Annotated in this window: 19 protein-coding genes; 13 read left to right on the top strand and 6 right to left on the bottom strand. The window is 33.9% G+C overall.

Features of this window, described 5'->3' with window-relative positions:
* The first annotated feature begins 100 nt into the window (after window positions 1-100).
* Entirely contained in the window at window positions 101-490 is a 390-nt protein-coding gene (locus AL499_RS03780; protein WP_062248866.1) for a YisL family protein, read from the top strand.
* Window positions 491-676: 186 nt separating this feature from the next.
* Here the strand turns inward: AL499_RS03780 and AL499_RS03775 are convergent, their stop codons facing one another.
* Both AL499_RS03775 and AL499_RS03770 read right to left on the bottom strand, forming a co-directional pair.
* Window positions 677-1,999: a CoA-disulfide reductase gene (locus tag AL499_RS03775; RefSeq protein WP_002493120.1), complete on the bottom strand. Its 1,323-nt coding sequence runs from the start codon at window positions 1,997-1,999 to the stop codon at window positions 677-679.
* Window positions 2,000-2,035: 36 nt separating this feature from the next.
* A complete protein-coding gene (locus tag AL499_RS03770) occupies window positions 2,036-2,860 on the bottom strand; it encodes a Cof-type HAD-IIB family hydrolase (RefSeq protein ID WP_002493128.1) in 825 nt (274 codons plus the stop codon).
* A 109-nt stretch (window positions 2,861-2,969) separates the two neighbouring features.
* Here AL499_RS03770 and AL499_RS03765 point away from each other — a divergent pair, with 109 nt between their 5' ends.
* Both AL499_RS03765 and clpB read left to right on the top strand, forming a co-directional pair.
* Entirely contained in the window at window positions 2,970-3,278 is a 309-nt protein-coding gene (locus AL499_RS03765; protein WP_002459529.1) for a metal-sulfur cluster assembly factor, read from the top strand.
* Window positions 3,279-3,506: 228 nt separating this feature from the next.
* Complete coding sequence (clpB, locus tag AL499_RS03760) at window positions 3,507-6,116, top strand: ATP-dependent chaperone ClpB (protein WP_037540861.1); 2,610 nt, start codon at window positions 3,507-3,509, stop codon at window positions 6,114-6,116.
* A 153-nt stretch (window positions 6,117-6,269) separates the two neighbouring features.
* Here the strand turns inward: clpB and AL499_RS03755 are convergent, their stop codons facing one another.
* Entirely contained in the window at window positions 6,270-6,464 is a 195-nt protein-coding gene (locus AL499_RS03755) for a YjzD family protein (RefSeq protein ID WP_002493123.1), read from the bottom strand.
* 248 nt (window positions 6,465-6,712) lie between these two features.
* On the opposite strand from AL499_RS03755, the gene AL499_RS03750 reads away from it, so the two are divergent.
* Together AL499_RS03750 and fabF are read left to right on the top strand one after the other, a co-directional pair.
* Window positions 6,713-7,654, top strand: coding sequence for a beta-ketoacyl-ACP synthase III (locus AL499_RS03750; RefSeq protein ID WP_002459525.1), 942 nt, complete (start codon window positions 6,713-6,715; stop codon window positions 7,652-7,654).
* Window positions 7,655-7,667: 13 nt separating this feature from the next.
* Window positions 7,668-8,912, top strand: a complete 1,245-nt coding sequence (fabF, locus tag AL499_RS03745) for a beta-ketoacyl-ACP synthase II (protein ID WP_002459524.1) — start codon at window positions 7,668-7,670, stop codon at window positions 8,910-8,912.
* Between the two features lie 50 nt (window positions 8,913-8,962).
* On the opposite strand, the gene AL499_RS03740 is transcribed toward fabF, so the two are convergent.
* Window positions 8,963-9,337, bottom strand: a complete 375-nt coding sequence (locus AL499_RS03740) for a DUF3899 domain-containing protein (protein ID WP_002459523.1) — start codon at window positions 9,335-9,337, stop codon at window positions 8,963-8,965.
* 234 nt (window positions 9,338-9,571) lie between these two features.
* On the opposite strand from AL499_RS03740, the gene opp3b reads away from it, so the two are divergent.
* Genes opp3b through AL499_RS03715 form a run of 5 tightly spaced genes read left to right on the top strand, consistent with a single transcriptional unit; the run spans window position 9,572 to window position 15,268 of the window.
* The gene (gene opp3b / locus AL499_RS03735) at window positions 9,572-10,501 is read left to right on the top strand and encodes an oligopeptide ABC transporter permease (protein WP_002493118.1); all 930 of its coding nucleotides are present in this window, start codon (window positions 9,572-9,574) and stop codon (window positions 10,499-10,501) included.
* Window positions 10,498-11,562: an oligopeptide ABC transporter permease gene (gene opp3C / locus AL499_RS03730; RefSeq protein WP_002459521.1), complete on the top strand. Its 1,065-nt coding sequence runs from the start codon at window positions 10,498-10,500 to the stop codon at window positions 11,560-11,562. Before opp3b ends, opp3C begins: the two co-directional genes overlap by 4 nt.
* Window positions 11,563-11,576: 14 nt before the next feature.
* On the top strand, window positions 11,577-12,659 hold the full coding sequence (locus AL499_RS03725) for an ABC transporter ATP-binding protein (RefSeq protein WP_002493134.1): 1,083 nt from the start codon (window positions 11,577-11,579) through the stop codon (window positions 12,657-12,659).
* Window positions 12,649-13,590, top strand: coding sequence for an ABC transporter ATP-binding protein (locus tag AL499_RS03720; protein ID WP_002459519.1), 942 nt, complete (start codon window positions 12,649-12,651; stop codon window positions 13,588-13,590). Before AL499_RS03725 ends, AL499_RS03720 begins: the two co-directional genes overlap by 11 nt.
* Before the next feature lie 25 nt (window positions 13,591-13,615).
* Window positions 13,616-15,268 carry a peptide ABC transporter substrate-binding protein gene (locus AL499_RS03715; protein ID WP_002478423.1) on the top strand — a complete coding sequence of 551 codons (1,653 nt, stop codon included), beginning with the start codon at window positions 13,616-13,618 and terminating at the stop codon, window positions 15,266-15,268.
* A 208-nt stretch (window positions 15,269-15,476) separates the two neighbouring features.
* Here the strand turns inward: AL499_RS03715 and AL499_RS03710 are convergent, their stop codons facing one another.
* Together AL499_RS03710 and trpS are read right to left on the bottom strand one after the other, a co-directional pair.
* Window positions 15,477-16,232 carry a class I SAM-dependent methyltransferase gene (locus AL499_RS03710; protein WP_002493114.1) on the bottom strand — a complete coding sequence of 252 codons (756 nt, stop codon included), beginning with the start codon at window positions 16,230-16,232 and terminating at the stop codon, window positions 15,477-15,479.
* Between the two features lie 186 nt (window positions 16,233-16,418).
* Complete coding sequence (trpS, locus tag AL499_RS03705; protein ID WP_002459515.1) at window positions 16,419-17,408, bottom strand: tryptophan--tRNA ligase; 990 nt, start codon at window positions 17,406-17,408, stop codon at window positions 16,419-16,421.
* A gap of 287 nt (window positions 17,409-17,695) precedes the next feature.
* Here trpS and spxA point away from each other — a divergent pair, with 287 nt between their 5' ends.
* The 3 genes from spxA to AL499_RS03690 all read left to right on the top strand — a co-directional run bounded on the left by spxA (window position 17,696) and on the right by AL499_RS03690 (window position 20,115).
* Complete coding sequence (spxA, locus tag AL499_RS03700) at window positions 17,696-18,091, top strand: transcriptional regulator SpxA (RefSeq protein WP_002459514.1); 396 nt, start codon at window positions 17,696-17,698, stop codon at window positions 18,089-18,091.
* 220 nt (window positions 18,092-18,311) lie between these two features.
* A complete protein-coding gene (gene mecA, locus AL499_RS03695) occupies window positions 18,312-19,043 on the top strand; it encodes an adaptor protein MecA (RefSeq protein WP_002493121.1) in 732 nt (243 codons plus the stop codon).
* Between the two features lie 193 nt (window positions 19,044-19,236).
* Window positions 19,237-20,115, top strand: a complete 879-nt coding sequence (locus tag AL499_RS03690; protein ID WP_230579469.1) for a competence protein CoiA — start codon at window positions 19,237-19,239, stop codon at window positions 20,113-20,115.
* The last annotated feature ends 36 nt before the right edge of the window (window positions 20,116-20,151 follow it).

Raw genomic sequence — 20,151 nt, 5'->3', positions numbered from 1 at the left:
GTATTGTTATAAATGTAAATGATGATGAATACAGTAGAGTGGTAAATATGTTATATTTATTTAAGTAATTATTGATATTTTTTAGTGGGGGGATAAAGTTTTGTTACATGTACATATTTTAAGCTGGGTGCTTGCGATTATAATGTTTATAGTGACATATCTTAATTATTCGAAAACACAAGGTGGAACGCCTACAGCTAAACCATTACATATGGTGTTGAGGGTTGTTATTTTGCTAACGTTAATCTCTGGATTTTGGATAATTATTAAAGAATTTGCAAGTGGTGGAGGCAACCACATGTTATTGACACTCAAAATGGTATGTAGCATAGCAGTAGTTGCTTTAATGGAAGTAACGATCATAAAACGTAAAAAGCATGAATCAACACAAGGATTATTTTGGACGACAATTGCATTAATTGTGATTACAATCATTTTAGGAATTATTTTACCGCTTGGTCCATTAACTAAAATGTTTGGATTAAGTTAAATAATCATTTGATAGAAGAGATTGGTACATTATCTCTAGAAAACAGGATAGGATATAAATCTCAAGATAATAAGCACAAAGATGGTTTGAAATTCAACATCATCTTTGTGCTTATTTTTAGCTTCAATACTTCGTAATAATGGCTCGCTTTATATGCTAGATTTAATTAATCGTTGCCTAAAATTTTTAAAGATTACGTGCTTTGTAGCCCAACATATTTATTAAATCTTTGGGATGACTATATGGTGGCGCATAGGCGACTTCAAATTCGGTAAGTGCATCAATTGTTAAGTCATTCATCATGGCCATTGACAGTACGTCGATGCGTTTATCCACACCCTGTTTTCCTACTGCAGAAGCACGAATGATTTTACGATTATTTGTATCAAAATAGGCACGTAGATGCAATTTATCATTTCCTGGGTAATAGCCAGCATGTGTTCCACCAGTAATTTCAACCATTTTATAGTCAAAATACTTCAATTCATTAGGCTTTATACCTACACTGGCGAATGAATAATCAAAAAATTTAACAATATTTGAGCCTAAATAGCCCTTAAAAGTAATATTTGAATTCCCAGCAATTTGTTCAGCAATAATACTAGCCGCACGATGGGCTCCCCAAGCCAATGGGACTTGTGCAGGGAGATTTACATGGCGATAATGTGATTTTATCACATCTCCAAGCGCATAAACATTGCTAATATTTGTCTCAAATTTATCATTTACTGGAATAAAACCTTGTGTATCTAGTTGGATATTTGAAGACTCAAGGAATTTAGAATTTGGATGTGTTCCTACGCCTTCTATAACAATATCATATTGTTCAGAGTGACCTGATTTAAAGTGAACGATTGAGCCGTCAATATCATCGATTTCTTCATTAAATCGATATGGTATTTTATGTTTGTTCAGCATTTCCAAAATTGGTTGATTCATGTCGCTATCCATCAGTTTATTAATTTGTTCAGAGCGATGGATTAATGTGACATCTAAACCACGATGATATAAATTTTCAAGAATTTCTAAAGCAATATAACCCGCACCAACTATAAGTGCACGTTGTGCGTGATGTTTTTTAATATATTTGTCTATTTGGTCAGTATCTTCCATATTGCGAAGTGTAAAAACCATAGGACTATCGCTGTTGAGTTTGTTAGCATTTGCACCTGGGCTGAGAATCAATTTATCATACGCTGCTTCAAAGGTTTGATTTTTCTGTCGATCTCGGACAGTTACAATATTGCGTTGCGTATCGACGGCGACAACTTCATGGTATGTTTTAACATCAATGTTTTTATCTTCTTTAAATGAGCTTGGGGTAATAGGTAATAATTGATCTCGAGATGAAACGATTTGACCTAGATAATAGGGTAAGCCACAATTAGCAAAGCTCATATCACGATCTCGCTCAAATATTGTAATCTTACAGTCATTATCTAATCTTCTAATTTGACTTGCACAGGTAGCGCCACCAGCTACAGCACCTACTACAATCATTTTTTGCATGTCTTCATTCTCCTTAAATATAGTGTACTGAATGCATTATCCTTTATAGTTATATCCTAAATCAAAAAATTCATTTAAATAACGACCAATGCCATCGCTATTGTTGTCATGAGTAACGTGGTTTGCAACATGTTTTAATTCATCTAGTCCATTATCCATGGCAACACCAAATTTCGCATATTTAATCATTTCTAAATCATTATCTTCATCACCAAAAGCGATAATTCGAGATGTTGGCACATTCAAATAGTCTTTAACAACATCAATGCCACGTGCTTTACTTATACCCCGTTTTACTATTTCAATGACAGGGAATGGTGCACCCCAACGACGATGTTCAATATTTTCAGCATAAAAACGTGTTAACATTTGCTTAATGCGATTAATATGAATTTCCTCAGCTTCCACAAGTAGAGATGTTGGCGGTGTGTCAAGAGAATTTAATAGATTACCCGTTTTTATTTTAGGATTACCCATAGAAAAACCTTCGAATAATCGAGGATCTTCATTATTGATAAAAACATGATCTTGTACTTCGGCAATAATATTTGTTACGTTTGCTTGTTGTAGTACCTCGATGACACTTTTAGCGATGTCTAAATCTAAAACTTCATGAATTGTGTCAAATTGAGCATCTTTTGGATGATGTACGAAAGCACCATTGAAATTAACAATAGGTGTTTCTAAATTAAGTTCATGATAATAAATTTGACTTGCGCGATAGGGACGACCTGTCGCGATCATGATATGGTGTCCAGCCTTTTGCAATTCCGTTAAAATTTCCTTTGTATAAGGGCTGATTTCTTTATCATCTGTTAGTAATGTGCCGTCCAAATCGAGGCATATTAAATAAGGTTGCATATAGTTCTCCTCAAACATTTTTCATTTTATTAGTATCATAGCATTTTATTGGCGTTTTGTCGGATATTTGATATATTAGTATACAGACAAATATTGAGAGGTGATACTCGTGGAAGAAGCTTTAAAAGATAGTATCCTAGGTGCTCTTGAAATGGTAATCGACCCTGAATTAGGTATTGATATCGTGAATTTAGGTTTAGTATATAAAGTAGATGTAGATGAAGAAGGATTATGTACAGTTGAAATGACTTTAACATCGATGGGGTGTCCTTTAGGGCCACAGATTATTGATCAAATTAAAACCGTGTTAGCAGAAATTCCAGAAATCCAAGATACTGAAGTTAATATTGTATGGAATCCACCATGGAATAAAGACATGATGTCTCGCTATGCCAAGATTGCCCTTGGTGTGGGTTAATTGAGATATAAATTAAATAAAGAACACTAATTTCTTGATGTTATGAAGTTAGTGTTCTTTTTCTTTAAATACTAGTAAAACTGATATCAAACGCTACAAGCAAAAATTAAAACCAAAAAGTTGAGTGTAATAGTTGCGTAAAGGCAAAAGAGCGACTATAATATAGTTAAGGTCAAAGAAAGTCAAAGTCAAAATTTGGCCAACTCTGATAATGTAGGGGTGAAATAATTGGACATTAACCAAATGACACACGCAATTCAAGGTGCGTTACAACGTGCTGTTGAATTAAGTAAAACACATGAATTACAAAATATTGAAATAGAAGCCATTTTAAAAGGCGCATTAGAACAACCGGACAGTTTAATCAAAAGCATCTTAGAACGTGCAAATATCGATGTTGATAAGCTTGAAGCAGATTATGCTGAAAAGTTACAAAGCTATCCAAGTGTACAAGGTGACAATATACAATATGGTCAATATATTAGTGCAAAAGCCAATGAATTAATGACTAAATCTGAACATTATATGAAAGTATACGAAGATGACTATATCTCTATGGAACATCTACTCAGAGCCGCTATGGATATAGATACAATCATGCAACAAACAATAGAGAATAAACAAGATGTCATTAAAGAAATAATAAAAAAAATTAGAGGGGGAAATCACGTGACTTCTCAAAATCCTGAAGTAAATTATGAAGCATTAGAAAAATATGGTCGTGACCTTGTAGAAGAAGTTCGTCAAGGTAAAATGGATCCTGTTATTGGTAGAGATGAAGAAATTCGTAATACAATTCGAATTTTAAGTCGTAAAACTAAAAACAATCCGGTATTAATTGGTGAACCAGGGGTAGGTAAAACTGCTATTGTAGAAGGTCTTGCCCAACGAATAGTCAAAAAAGATGTACCTGAATCTTTGTTAGATAAAACGATTTTTGAGTTAGACTTAAGCGCATTAGTTGCAGGGGCAAAATATCGTGGTGAATTTGAAGAACGTCTTAAAGCTGTATTAAAAGAAGTAAAAGATTCAGATGGACGTATCATATTATTTATTGATGAGATTCATATGCTTGTTGGAGCTGGAAAAACAGATGGCGCCATGGATGCTGGTAACATGTTGAAACCAATGCTAGCTCGAGGCGAATTACACTGTATTGGTGCTACAACCTTAAATGAATATAGAGAATATATTGAGAAAGACTCAGCATTAGAACGTCGTTTCCAAAAAGTAGGCGTGAGCGAACCAGACGTAGAGGACACAATTTCTATTTTACGTGGTTTGAAAGAACGTTATGAAGTTTATCATGGTGTTAGAATCCAAGACCGTGCACTTGTAGCTGCAGCGGAATTGTCTGACCGTTATATTACAGATCGTTTCTTACCAGATAAAGCTATAGATTTAGTCGACCAAGCATGTGCAACAATTCGCACAGAGATGGGATCAAATCCGACTGAATTAGATCAAGTGAATCGCCGCGTTATGCAGTTAGAAATTGAAGAAAGTGCCTTAAAAAACGAATCTGATAACGCAAGTAAACAGCGATTGGAAGAATTACAAGAAGAATTATCAAATGAAAAAGAAAAACAAGCGTCATTACAATCACGTGTTGAACAAGAAAAAGAAAAAATTGCCAAAGTGCAAGAAAAACGTGCCGAATTAGATCGTAGTCGTCAAGCTTTAGAAGATGCACAAACTGAAGGTAATCTTGAAAAAGCTGCCGAATTACAATACGGTAAAATACCACAACTAGAAAAAGAATTACAAGAATTTGAAGATGCTTTCCAAGACGAACAAGGCGATAGCGAGCGCATGATTCGCGAGGTTGTGTCTGATGAAGAAATTGGCGATATAGTAAGTCAATGGACAGGTATACCGGTATCTAAATTAGTAGAAACAGAAAGAGAAAAATTATTAAGTTTAAGTGATATCTTGCATGAACGTGTTGTAGGTCAAGATAAAGCTGTTGATTTGGTATCAGATGCTGTTGTAAGAGCACGTGCAGGTATTAAAGATCCTAATAGACCAATTGGTAGTTTCCTTTTCTTAGGACCTACTGGTGTTGGTAAAACAGAATTAGCTAAATCACTAGCAGCATCATTATTCGACTCAGAAAAACATATGATTCGTATTGATATGAGTGAGTATATGGAGAAACATGCTGTATCTAGATTGATTGGTGCCCCTCCAGGCTATGTAGGACATGATGAAGGTGGACAATTAACAGAAGCGGTTAGACGTAATCCTTATTCAGTTATTTTATTAGATGAAGTTGAAAAAGCACATAGTGACGTCTTTAATGTGTTATTACAAATCTTAGATGAAGGTCGGTTAACTGATTCTAAAGGACGTAGCGTAGATTTTAAAAATACAATTATTATCATGACTAGTAATATTGGTTCCCAAATTCTTCTTGAAAATGTAAAAGACACAGGTAGCATTACTGAAGAAACTGAAAAAGCGGTTATGGATAGCTTGCATGCTTTCTTTAAACCAGAGATTTTAAACAGAATGGATGATATTGTATTATTTAAACCATTATCAGTTAGTGATATGAGTATGATTGTTGATAAAATCTTGACGCAATTAAACATTCGCTTAATGGATCAACGCATTTCAATCGAAGTATCAGATGCGGCTAAACAATGGTTAGGAGAAGAAGCATACGAGCCACAGTTTGGTGCTAGACCATTAAAACGATTTGTCCAACGGCAAATTGAAACACCTTTAGCACGTATGATGATTAAAGAACACATGCCGGAAGGTACAAACGTGTACGTTGATATCAATGACCAACAAGAATTAACATTCGATGTTCAACGACCAACAGATAAATAAAGAGTTAAATATTAAAGCCGAGAAAGTGAAAATTAAGTCACTTCCTCGACTTTTTTATTATAGATTTAGTTAGATGATTTGCTAGTTTTAAATAATAATGTATAAAAAAACGACAAAGTCCAGAACCTTGTCGACAATTGAGATATAACGGTATTATTTTTTTGAATGTTCTAATTCACGTGGTGCTTCATTCATAGAGCTAATAAGAATTACAAATAAAGTGAAAATAACTGCAATAATTACTGGTGTAATGAAATTTAGCGTACCACCACCATTTAAACTATTCAATACAAAATTAACCATTTGTAATAAAATTAAAGACCAAATCAATGTTACGAGGTGTCTCATGAATGTTTCTACCTCCACTCTTAATATATAATACTATTGTAGTCTATCATTGATTATTTGTATAGTGACAATCATATGATACCGTTGCATTTTTTGAATAAAATGATGTAATTTTCGATATAACGTGATAGCAATAATCGCATTTTGAATGATTTTAATATGATTTAAAAGGTATCTGCTTGAGTTTAATAGAGACAAATGTTAAATTAATACCTGGTATTAAAAAATGAAGTAAGAGGGTGTCATCCATGAACGTGGGTATCAAAGGTTTTGGGACATACTATCCTGAAAAAGTAATCGACAATGCCTATTTTGAGCAATTCTTAGAAACATCAGATGAATGGATTTCTAAAATGACAGGTATTAAAGAAAGACGTTGGGCTAGAGAAGATCAAGACACATCTGATCTAGCATATGAAGCAAGTAAAAAAGCTATTGCAGATGCAGGTTTAGAACCGTCAGATATAGATATGATTATCGTAGCTACAGCTACGGGGGATATGCCTTTTCCATCTGTAGCAAATATACTGCAAGACAAACTAGAAACAGGTAAAATACCAACTATGGATCAATTAGCTGCTTGTTCTGGTTTTATGTATTCAATGATTACCGCAAAACAATATATACAATCAGGAGATTATCATAATATCTTAGTTGTAGGTGCTGATAAGCTATCAAAAATTACTGACTTAACAGATCGTTCAACAGCTGTATTATTTGGAGATGGTGCCGGTGCTGCCGTTATTGGTGAAGTTTCTGAAGGTAGAGGCATTATCAGTTATGAAATGGGTTCAGATGGTAGCGGTGGAAAATACTTATACCTAAACCAAGAAAATGGTAAATTAGTAATGAATGGTCGTGAAGTATTTAAGTTTGCGGTTAGAATTATGGGTGAAGCGTCAAAACGTGTGGTTGAAAAAGCAGGATTAAAATCTGAAGATATTGATATGTTTGTGCCACACCAAGCAAATATTAGAATTATGGAATCAGCACGAGAACGTCTAGGTCTCGATAAAGACAAAATGAGTGTATCTGTTAATCGATTTGGTAATACTTCCGCAGCTTCCATACCTCTTAGTATTAATCAAGAATTAGAAAATGGCAGAATTAAAGACGATGATACATTAGTATTAGTTGGTTTCGGTGGCGGTCTAACTTGGGGCGCTATGGTTATCAAATGGGGAAAATAGGAGGAAATAATGTATGAGTGAGAAAAATAGAGTGGTCATCACTGGTATAGGTGCACTATCTCCAATTGGTAATGATGCACATACTTCTTGGAATAATGCACTTAAAGGGGTAAACGGTATCGATGAAATTACTCGAATTAATACCGACCCGTATAACGTGAAATTGGCTGGAGAATTAAAAGATTTTAATATAGAAGACTACTTAGATCGCAAAGAAGCGCGTCGAATGGATCGCTTCACCCAATATGCAGTTGTAGCAGCACGTCAAGCATTGGAAGATGCACAATACGAAATTAACGATGATAATGCGGCGCGTATTGGCGTATGGATTGGTTCGGGTATCGGTGGTATGGAAACGTTTGAATATGCGCATAATCAATTATTAGAAAAAGGTCCTAGACGTGTAAGCCCATTTTTCGTACCGATGCTAATTCCGGATATGGCTACTGGACAAGTTTCGATTGATACTGGTGCAAAAGGTCCTAACGGTTCAACAGTGACCGCATGTGCTACAGGTACAAACTCAATTGGTGAAGCATTCAAAATTATCCAACGTGGTGATGCAGATGCAATGATTACTGGTGGTACAGAAGCGCCAATAACTGACATGGCAATTGCAGGATTTAGCGCTAGCCGTGCATTATCAACAAATAATGATAGAGAGACTGCTTGCCGACCTTTCCAAGAAGGGCGCGATGGTTTTGTCATGGGTGAAGGTGCAGGCATTCTGTTTATTGAATCATTAGAATCTGCACAAGCGCGTGGCGCAAATATTTATGCAGAAATTGTAGGTTACGGAACAACTGGCGATGCTTACCATATTACTGCGCCAGCACCTCAAGGTGAAGGTGGATCAAGAGCAATGCAAGCTGCATTAGATGATGCAGGTATTGAAGCAAAAGATGTTCAATATTTAAATGCACATGGTACAAGTACGCCAGTAGGTGATTTGTTTGAAGTTCAGGCAATTAAAAATACCTTTGGTAACGCTGTGAACAACTTGAAAGTAAGTTCAACTAAGTCAATGACTGGACACTTATTAGGTGCTACGGGTGGCATTGAGGCAATATTCTCAGCGTTGTCTATTAGAGACTCTAAAGTTGCACCAACAATTCATGCAATGACACCTGACCCTGAATGTGATTTAGATTTTGTACCAAATGAAGCACAAGATTTAGAAATTACGCATGCTATGAGTAATAGCCTTGGATTTGGTGGCCATAATGCTGTACTTGTATTTAAAAAATTCGAAGCATAAAAATTAAAATAAAAAGCTTTCTTGTTATGAGATAATAGCAAGAAAGCTTTTTATAGTAATAACGATATAATGATTGAAATAATAATATAAATAAGGGAAATGATTAACAGAGGGACGAGCCAATCAAATATTGGGTAGTCTTCTTTTTTTACGTGCTGTGGATTGAAAAATTCATCATCTTCAATCATTGTACGCTTTTTCTTCGAAGATAATTGGTATTTTAGTCTTCTAAATCCAAAACTTGTTGCATCAAAAATGCCTTCTTGAATGATTAAGAGAAGAAATAGCGTGATAAAACATATGGTAGCAATGATGAATAAATTATTTAAATAATTGATTAGTGTGTGCTGACGACATAACCAGACAATGAATGAAATTAAAGGAATAAGTAATAGTCCCATTCCAAAAGTGTATTTTTGTTTCATCTTTTCACTCCGCTTTCGTATGTTATATCAGTTTACCGCACTTATTCACAAAGATAAATACATAATACATATTTAGAAAAGCTAACGTTATTTAAAGTTACCAGTTAAAAGATTTTCTTAATAAATTGTGAAACTATATTGCAATTATATGAAAAAAGTATATATAATGTTATTAAATATTTCTGAATATTTTGAAGGGAATGTTAATTTCGACAATTAATTAGGGGGGATTAGATGTCAAAGTATGTATTAAAACGATTAATGTATATGTTTATTGCGCTCTTTATTATTATCACGATTACCTTTTTCTTAATGAAATTAATGCCGGGTTCACCATTTAATGATGCTAAATTAAATGCTGAACAGAAGGCGATTTTAAATGAAAAATATGGTTTGAATGATCCAGTAGCGGTGCAATATTTACATTATTTAAAAAATGTTGTTACTGGCGATTTTGGCTATTCATTTCAATATCATAATCAGCCTGTATGGGATTTAATAGGGCCACGATTAATTCCATCCATGGAAATGGGGATAACAGCTATGATTATTGGTGTACTGTTAGGTCTTATTTTAGGTGTAGCCGCAGCAACAAAGCAAAATACATGGGTTGATTACACAACAACAGTTATTTCTGTTATTGCAGTATCAGTTCCTTCTTTTGTGCTGGCTGTATTACTTCAATACGTTTTTGCAGTTAGATTGCGGTGGTTTCCAGTTGCAGGCTGGGAAGGATTTTCAACAGCCGTATTACCGTCTCTTGCATTATCTGCGAGTGTGATGGCAACAGTAGCGCGCTATATTAGAGCAGAAATGATTGAAGTATTAAGCTCAGATTACATATTGTTAGCGCGAGCAAAAGGTAATTCATCTATGCGTGTGCTTTTCGGACATGCATTACGCAATGCTTTAATACCGATTATCACGATTATTGTGCCAATGTTAGCTGGGATTTTAACTGGCACACTTACAATAGAAAATATTTTTGGGGTACCTGGATTAGGGGATCAATTTGTTAGATCTATAACTACAAATGATTTCTCAGTTATTATGGCCACTACTATTCTATTTAGTACACTATTTATAGTATCAATATTTATTGTGGATATTTTATATGGAATGATAGACCCACGAATTCGTGTTCAAGGGGGTAAAAAACAATGACACAAAATATAGACAAGTCACTTGATGATCAATCTAATGCTGCTATGACGCATACGTCAGAAGGTATTATGGCCACTGATTTTGTTATGCGTGACATCGATTTGAACAAAGAACCAGAAATGCAACGCGAGAGTAAGAATTTTTGGCAAGATGCATGGGCACAGCTTAAGCGTAATAAACTTGCGATTGTAGGAATGATTGGGCTGATTCTCATTGTTATACTTGCGTTTATTGGACCGATGTTAAGTCATCATGATTATGCGGAACAAGATGTTAATCGCCGTAATCTACCAGCTAAAATTCCAGTGTTAGATAAAGTATCTTTTTTACCATTTGATGGCACAGGTTCTGACGGGTCAAATGCATATGATAAGGCAAAAGTGAACGAAAACTTTTGGTTTGGTACAGACCAACTCGGTCGTGATTTATGGACCCGCACATGGAAGGGTGCCCAAATTTCCTTGTTTATTGGGATTGTCGCTGCTATTTTAGATATTTTCATAGGCGTTGTATATGGTGCCATTTCGGGATTTTTTGGCGGTAGAGTAGATAATGTTATGCAACGTATTCTTGAAATTGTTGCTTCTATTCCTAATTTAATCGTAGTTATTTTGTTTGTATTGATTTTTGAGCCTTCTATTTGGACGATTATTTTAGCAATGTCGATTACAGGATGGCTAGGCATGAGTAGGGTTGTGCGAGGAGAATTTTTAAAATTAAAAAATCAAGAATTTGTGATGGCTTCAAGAACACTTGGTGCTTCAAAATTCAACTTAATATTCAAACATATTTTGCCTAATACATTAGGAGCTATTGTTGTTACATCAATGTTTACAGTTCCTAGTGCTATTTTCTTTGAAGCATTTTTAAGCTTTATAGGAATTGGAGTGCCTGCCCCACAAACGTCACTAGGTTCACTAGTCAATGATGGTCGTGCGATGTTGCTCATACATCCACATGAATTATTCATACCAGCCACAGTACTAAGTTTATTGATTTTATTCTTCTATTTATTCAGCGATGGATTACGTGATGCATTTGATCCTAAAATGCGTAAATAAAGGAGGCATATGAGATGTCAGAAAGAGTATTAGAAGTGAATGATTTGCATGTTTCCTTTGATATTACCGCTGGGGAAGTGCAAGCCGTTAGAGGTGTAGATTTCTATTTGAATAAGGGCGAAACTTTAGCCATCGTAGGTGAATCAGGTTCTGGAAAATCTGTGACTACAAAAGCAATTACGAAATTGTTCCAAGGGGATGCCGGAAGAATTAAACAGGGCGAAATTATTTTCTTAGGGGAAGATTTAGCACAAAAGTCAGAAAATGAGTTGATAAAATTACGAGGTAAAGATATTTCGATGATCTTTCAAGATCCAATGACATCACTGAACCCTACAATGCAAATAGGCAAACAAGTCATGGAACCACTAATTAAGCATAAGCATTTTAGTAAATCGCAGGCAAAGAAACGCGCGCTAGAAATACTCAATTTAGTTGGATTACCAAATGCAGAAAAAAGATTTAAAGCATATCCTCATCAATTTTCAGGTGGACAACGACAAAGAATTGTTATAGCTACCGCTTTAGCATGTGAGCCTAAAGTATTAATTGCCGACGAACCAACAACGGCTTTAGACGTAACAATGCAGGCTCAAATTTTAGATTTAATGAAAAAGTTACAACAGAAAATTAATACGTCAATTATATTTATTACTCATGATTTAGGTGTTGTAGCGAATATTGCTGATAGAGTTGCCGTGATGTATGGTGGTCAAATGATTGAAACTGGGGATGTGGATGAAATATTTTATGATCCTAAACATCCTTATACATGGGGGTTGTTGTCATCAATGCCAGATTTAGATACTAAAAATGATACACCATTGGTTGCAATTCCAGGCACTCCACCCGACTTATTAAATCCACCACAAGGCGATGCGTTTGCGCGTCGTAGTCAATATGCATTAGATGTTGATTTCAAAGCCGAACCACCATGGTTTAAAATTTCTCCTACGCATTTTGTGAAATCGTGGTTGTTAGATGAGCGCGCGCCTAAAGTTGAACCACCAGAAATGGTTCAGAAAAGGGCTCATAACATGCCTAATAATTACGACAAGCCACTAAAAGTAGAAAGGGTGTCGTTTAATGAAAAATAAAGATATTTTACTAGAAGTTAAACACCTTAAACAATATTTCAATGAGGGTAAACGAAATGAAGTAAGAGCCATAGAAGATATTTCATTTAATATTTATAAGGGTGAGACATTAGGGCTTGTTGGAGAATCAGGTTGTGGTAAATCAACGACTGGAAAAGCAATTATTAAATTAAATGAAATTACCAGTGGTGAAATTATGTATGATGGCGTAGATATTCAAAAAATAAAAAATAGGAAAGACTCACTACGATTCAATAAGAAAATTCAAATGATTTTTCAAGATCCATATGCATCATTAAACCCACGTTTAAAAGTTATGGATATCGTAGCAGAAGGCATAGATATTCATAAAATGGCAGTAAATAAACGTGATCGCAAGAAACGTGTCTATGATTTGCTTGAAACGGTAGGGTTAAGTAAAGAACATGCGAACAGATATCCACATGAATTCTCTGGTGGTCAACGCCAACGTATCGGCATTGCTCGTGCATTAGCAGTAGAACCAGAATTTATTATTGCCGATGAACCAATATCAGCACTGGACGTATCTATTCAAGCACAAGTCGTAAATTTAATGCTGAAGTTACAACAAGAACGAGGTATTACATTCTTATTTATTGCACATGATTTATCGATGGTTAAATATATTTCAGATCGTATTGCTGTCATGTATTTTGGGAAAATAGTTGAATTAGGACCTTCTGAAGAGATATATCATCATCCACTACACGATTACACAAAATCTTTACTTTCAGCTGTTCCTCAACCTGATCCGGAAAGTGAAAGAACAAGAGAACGTGTTGCTTATATCGCTGATGATAACCTTGATAATGATAGAACATTAATGGAAATACGGCCAGAACATTATGTTTTTGTGACAAATGAAGAAGCAGAACAGCTCAAGACACAGTCAATGGTTAGTCATACTTAAAATTAGGGGAAGGGGGAATAAGAACATGAAAAAGTTGATGTCGATACTTGCATTTTTCTTAGTTACAAGCACTGCACTTACTGGGTGTGGCAATAAAGAAAGTTTATATTCTGACAAAGGAAATGTGTTTAGAAAAGTTTTAACTCAAGATATGTCTTCACTAGATACAGGATTAATTACAGAAGAAATATCATTTGAAGTTACAGCGCAAGCCTTTGAAGGATTATATGTACTTGGACGTGGAGACAAAGCAGAATTAGGGGTAGCCCAAGATTTTCCTAAAAAATCAAACGGCGGAAAGACATTGACAGTTAAGTTGAAAAAAGATGCGAAATGGTCAAATGGAGATCCTGTCACGGCGCAAGATTTTGTTTATGCTTGGAGAAAGGTAGTTAATCCTAAAACAGGGTCAGAATTTGCGTATATTATGAATGATATCAAAAATGCATCACAGATTAATACAGGAAAAAAGCCAGTTAAAGACTTAGGGATTAAAGCTTTAGATAGTCATACTTTAAAGATAGATTTAGAAAAACCAATTCCATATATTAACCAATTGTTAGCTTTAAACACATTCGATCCACAAAATGAAAAAATTGCCAAAAAATATGGTGAAAGTTATGGAACAAAAGCTAACAAAGCAGTTTATAACGGACCTTTTAAAGTTGATCAATGGAAACCAGAAGATAAAATAATGTTGTCAAAAAATGATAAATATTGGGATAGAGATAAGGTTAAACTAGATAAAGTAAATTATAAAGTACTTAAGGATCAACAGGCTGGTGCTTCCTTATACGATACGGGTTCAATAGATGATACAACGATTACTGCTGATCAAGTTAATAAATATAAAAAATCAAGTGGTTTAAAATATCGTTTAACTTCAGGCACCTTTTTTATTAAAATGAATGAAAAAGAATTTCCAGCTTTTAAAAATAAAAATTTAAGGTTGGCTATCGCACAATCTATTAATAAACAAGGCTTTGTAGATTCAGTTAAAAACAACGGTTCTACACCTGCTAATACTTTTACTGCTAAAGGCGTTGCAAAATCCCCAAACAATAAAGATTTTGCAAGTACTATAGATTCAGAATTAAAATATAATCCAAAATCTGCTAAGTCACATTGGGATAAAGCTAAAAATGAATTAGGAAAAAATCAAATTGCTTTTTCAATGAACACAGAGGATACACCAGATGCTAAAATAGCAGCTGAATATATAAAATCACAAGTTGAAAAAAACTTGCCAGGTGTAACACTAAAAATAAAACAATTGCCATTTAAGCAAAGAGTAAATTTAGAATTAACTGAGAATTTCCAAGCATCATTAGGTGGTTGGTCTGCAGATTATCCCGATCCAACCGCATATTTAGAAATTATGACGACAGGAAACGCACAAAACAATACAGACTGGGGTAATAAAAAATATGATAGTTTGATAAAATCGGCTAAAGGTGATTTATTGCAGAAAACAAATGAAAGATATCAAGCAATGAAGCAAGCAGAAGAATTATTGTTAGATGATGCGCCAGTAGCACCAATATATCAAAAAGGAGAAGCACACTTGATGAATCCTCAAGTGAAAAACTTTTACTTCCACAAAGTTGGCCCAAACTATTCATTAAAACAAGTATATATTGATAAATCGATTGATAGAGAAACAGGTAAGAAGAAATAAATAATAGTTACCTATCATTATCTATAAATTGAAGTTCTACTAGGAAAAGTTGTGAAATTAATATGATAAAGGCGAGAATAGTCCTAATGACTAAATTATCGCCTTTTTCATATTAATTACATTATTAGCTGTAATGCCAGGTTTTAAAAGGCTATTATATCTTATTTGTTCTTTGTTATAAATTTCACTTGCTAATTCAACAAATAACTTATTTGGTGGCTGCATGTACGATGTAATTTAAATCTGATTTATGATTTTTAAATGTGATAAACATGCGTTTAAACATAGAGCGATTGTCTTTTTTTAGTGCATTTTTAATTATTTTAATTGTACCAAATATACCTTCGTCATAAATCATACCTTTTGGTGTCATTAATGTCATAGGTCCATAGTGATTATGTACGCTACTAAATCCAGCTTCTTTGTAAAGTTGTGTCCAATGCTCTGGTGTAAGCGGTGTTACATTGACATTGATTGCAGACGATAGGTGTTGAATTACTTCTTTTTCCTTATCATCATTCATAACAGCAACATCTTGAGTGAGTAATATACCTCCTGGTTTTAGCACTCGAAAGTATTCTGCTACTGCTTGTTGTTTTGCTTTCATTGGTAACATGGTAAGCATCGCTTCATTTAAAACAATATCGAATTGATTATCTTCGAAAGGAAGGCGGATAGCATTTGCTTGCTGTAGCTGTATGAGATGTTCTAAATGAGCTTTTTTAACATTTAAACGACCTTTATCAAGTGCTTTTTTATTTAAATCTACGGCTGTAATGTGGCATTGATATGTTTTGGCTAAATAAATGGAGGTCGTACACATATTACAAGCTACTTCTAACACTTGTTTTTTATAACTAAATTGTCCTTGAGTAATTAACCAGTCTGTTGCTTTTTTACCTCCGGGGCGTAAGCGTGTTTTACCTAATTTTGCTAAAAAAGTGTGTCCAGGTTCTTTTGACATGATGTATAGCCAGCTCCTTAATGATAATTACTATTAATCAAATTTTATCACGTTAATTTGATAAAGGTTATGGCTATTTAATGAAAAATAAAAGGGAGAGAGACTACGAATTCATAATGAATTCGTAGTCTCTCTCCGGCAAGATTGTTTTCAAGTACTTTGAAGCGGGTACATTACATTTAGTTATTAACGTTTACGTCCCAATCCCATAGCTTTTTCCATCTTTTTCAATGTTTTCATTGACGCTTTATGTGCTTTATCGCGACCTTTATCTAAAATAATATCTAGTTCTTCAGATTGATAAAATGCATTATATTTTTCTTGGAAAGTAGTAAGGAAATCTTTGACAATTTCCGCTAAGTCAGATTTTAATTTGCCATAACCTTCACCTTCATATTTCTGTTCAATATCTTGAATAGATTCATCTGTAAGACTGGAATATATAGATAAAAGATTAGAAATACCAGGTTTATTATCACGATCAAATTTGATAATTCCATCAGAGTCGGTAACTGCACTTTTGATTTTTTTAGCAGCAATATGAGGTTCATCTAATAATGAAATAAAGTTTTTTTGATTATCATCACTTTTGCTCATCTTTTTAGTTGGTTCTTGAAGACTCATTACTCGTCCACCTATTTTAGGCATGCGAATTTCAGGTTTAGTTAACACATCATTATAGCGACTGTTAAATCGTTCAACTAAATTACGCGTTAATTCCATATGTTGTTTTTGATCTTCACCAACAGGAACAATGTTTGTGTTATATAAAACAATGTCTGCTGCCATCAATGGAGGATAAGTTAGTAAGCCGGCTGGTATACCATCTGTGCGCTTTTGCGCTTTATCTTTGTATTGAGTCATTCGCTCTAATTCACCTACAGATGCAATTGTAGTTAGCATCCAACCTGCTTGGACGTGTGCAGGTACTTCAGATTGAATGAATAGCGTTGATTTGTCTGGGTCAATACCTGAAGCTAAGTAAATCGCAGCTAATTGTTTAATTTGTTTACGTAACTTTAAACGATCCTGAGGGACTGTTATTGCATGTTGATCAACGATACAAAAAAAACAGTCATAGTCATCTTGAACTTCTACAAATTGCTTTAAGGCTCCAATGTAGTTACCTAATGTTGGTATACCACTTGGTTGGATTCCAGAAAATAAAGTTTCCATATGTATGCCTACTTTCTAAAATAATAATTTCGTTTTTAACTATTATAACAGTATTTCTTTAAAATGAAAGTTATGTTAAACTATGTACGTACCTGATTTATAAGACGTTTCGGCATATTGAAAGAATTTAAAGATTTCTCAGAAAAATGAGGATTTTCTCATTTAATTTTAATGTTAGATGTCTATAATAAGTATTGTAAGATTAAGAGAGATAAAAAAGTGCAATATCTTAATCATTAAATTATAAAATCAATGAATAATATTCATTCTATAGGAGAGTGAGATGTATGGTAACATTATTTACTTCACCAAGTTGCACATCTTGCCGTAAAGCGAAAGCATGGTTACAAGAACATGACATTCCATATACGGAGCGTAATATTTTTTCTGAACATTTAACAATTGATGAAATTAAACAAATTTTAAAAATGACTGAAGATGGAACAGACGAAATTATTTCTACTCGTTCAAAAACATACCAAAAATTGAATGTAGATATCGATTCTTTACCATTACAAGATTTATATTCTATTATTCAAGATAATCCTGGATTGTTACGTCGCCCAATTATTTTAGATGACAAACGATTACAAGTGGGTTATAACGAAGATGAAATTAGACGTTTCTTACCAAGAAAAGTTCGTACTTTCCAATTGAAAGAAGCTCAACGTTTAGTAGATTAATATTTAAACGGTCTTAACTTATCAAAGTGTTAATTATGATATTTTAAATGTACAACAGCGCTGCGTGACGTAGTGCTGTTTTTTGTACTTAAATTAGGGAATGTGTTATTATAGGGAATCGATAGTGAGGCTTTGATCATTCAGAACAAATCAATTGTATTTTTACAGACGTTTTAATACAATATGATTACGATTCATCGACTGTAAGGAGTGAGATGATATGAGAATAGAACGCGTAGATGAAACAACTGTTAAATTGTTTATAACTTATAGTGATATTGAGGCTAGAGGTTTTAGTCGTGAAGATTTATGGACAAACCGTAAACGCGGAGAAGAATTCTTTTGGTCAATGATGGATGAAATTAATCAAGAAGAAGAATTTGTGGTCGAAGGTCCATTGTGGATTCAAGTGCATGCATTTGAAAAAGGTGTAGAAGTACTTATTTCAAAATCTAAAAATGATGAAGCCATGGATGAAGCTATGAACATGTCTGACGATGATGCAAATGATCAATTTGACCAGCAGTTAAATGAATTACTTGCAGCTAGTGCGTTAGATAAAGACCAAAAAGCAGACGATATGTTTGAACAACGTGCCAATAATAAATCTACTAATAAATCAGATACGGTCCAAAGTCAACGTGCCAATATGAGAACAATTATTGTTAAATTTGATGATTTGGAACATGTGATTGATTATGCTTATCATCATAATCAAGCGACTGACTCATATGAAGACTTGCTTTATATGCTTGATTCTAATTACTATTATGCAATTCACTTCGATGAGAAGGTTGAACAAGAAGACATCAATGATTTTTATAGTCAATTATTAGAATATGCTTATCCTACTGATAAGACTGAAGTATATTTAGATGATTATGGAAAAATTATTATGAGTTACAATGTAACTGCTCAAGTACGTCGTTATTTTCCAGATACAGCTGAATAATGAGTTGTTATAAGTTACCAAGATACGTTAGCGTGTCTTGGTTTTTTTGTTGAAGTAATTTGAAGATAATGTACGTTTAATATTTATGAGGTGTTGACATTTGTTAAGTGCATTTAATAACAAAAGACAACTGATAAAGGCAGTAGACGCAATGAATTCCGAGCATTATTACTGTCCCAGCTGTAGGGAGTTAGTGATTTTAAAGAGAGGTTATAAAGTCAAGGCACATTTTGCCCATCGTTCCCACAGTTTATGTATACATGCTAAAGGAGAATCACAATTACATTATCAAATGAAATATCACATTGCTCAATCATATCTTTTGCATGGACAGAAGGTAGAAATAGAACCTTTTTTAACTGATATTCAGCAATACCCTGATCTTTTAATAAATGACAAATTTGTTATTGAATTACAACTTTCTACAATTCCATTTAATATCATAAAGCAGCGTACAAAAGGATTAATGTCTGTAGGAAAGCATGTAATTTGGTTGCTTCAAGGTCTACAATTTAGCCGAAATCAATTGACTCTAACACAGTTTCAAAGTAGTTTTATCCATCCAGAACAGCGCACACTTTATGAATGGGATGATAGAGAAAAGTCATTTTATTGTTATCATCACATTCAACATCTTGGAGGCAAGCGCTTTAGTGCAAGGAAAACACAGACTTCTCCACTTAATATATTAAAGTTACAATCACCATGCCCGTCAGTTTCCTTTAAATTAGCTAATCATCATATAAAATATTATATTCAACAATGTCGAAGACAAAATTCAGTTTTAGAACCAACTTTAAGTGCAATATATCAATTACGACTATCAGATGATCAAGCTACTCAATTTTTAGGTTATATTTTTCCCAATCAAATTTATATCAATTCTCATCCAATCGCGTGGCAAGCACAGTTATTGTTGTATTTAACACATAAAATTAATTTTAATTACTTTAAATCAAGCGTTAAATTTAGGAATTTACTTTTTTCGAATGCAACAGAGGAAGATATTTTAAACATGTTAATTACACAATATAAACAAACATTTGATTCGATGTTTAAACGTGCAAAATAAGCTAGAACGTGAGAAAATTAGAAATATCACATTCAC

The sequence above is a fragment of the Staphylococcus lugdunensis genome, from assembly GCF_001558775.1.
Taxonomy (GTDB): Bacteria; Bacillota; Bacilli; order Staphylococcales; family Staphylococcaceae; genus Staphylococcus; species Staphylococcus lugdunensis.
Note: the sequence above shows the minus strand (reverse complement) of the source record. Positions and strands in the feature narration are given on the sequence as shown.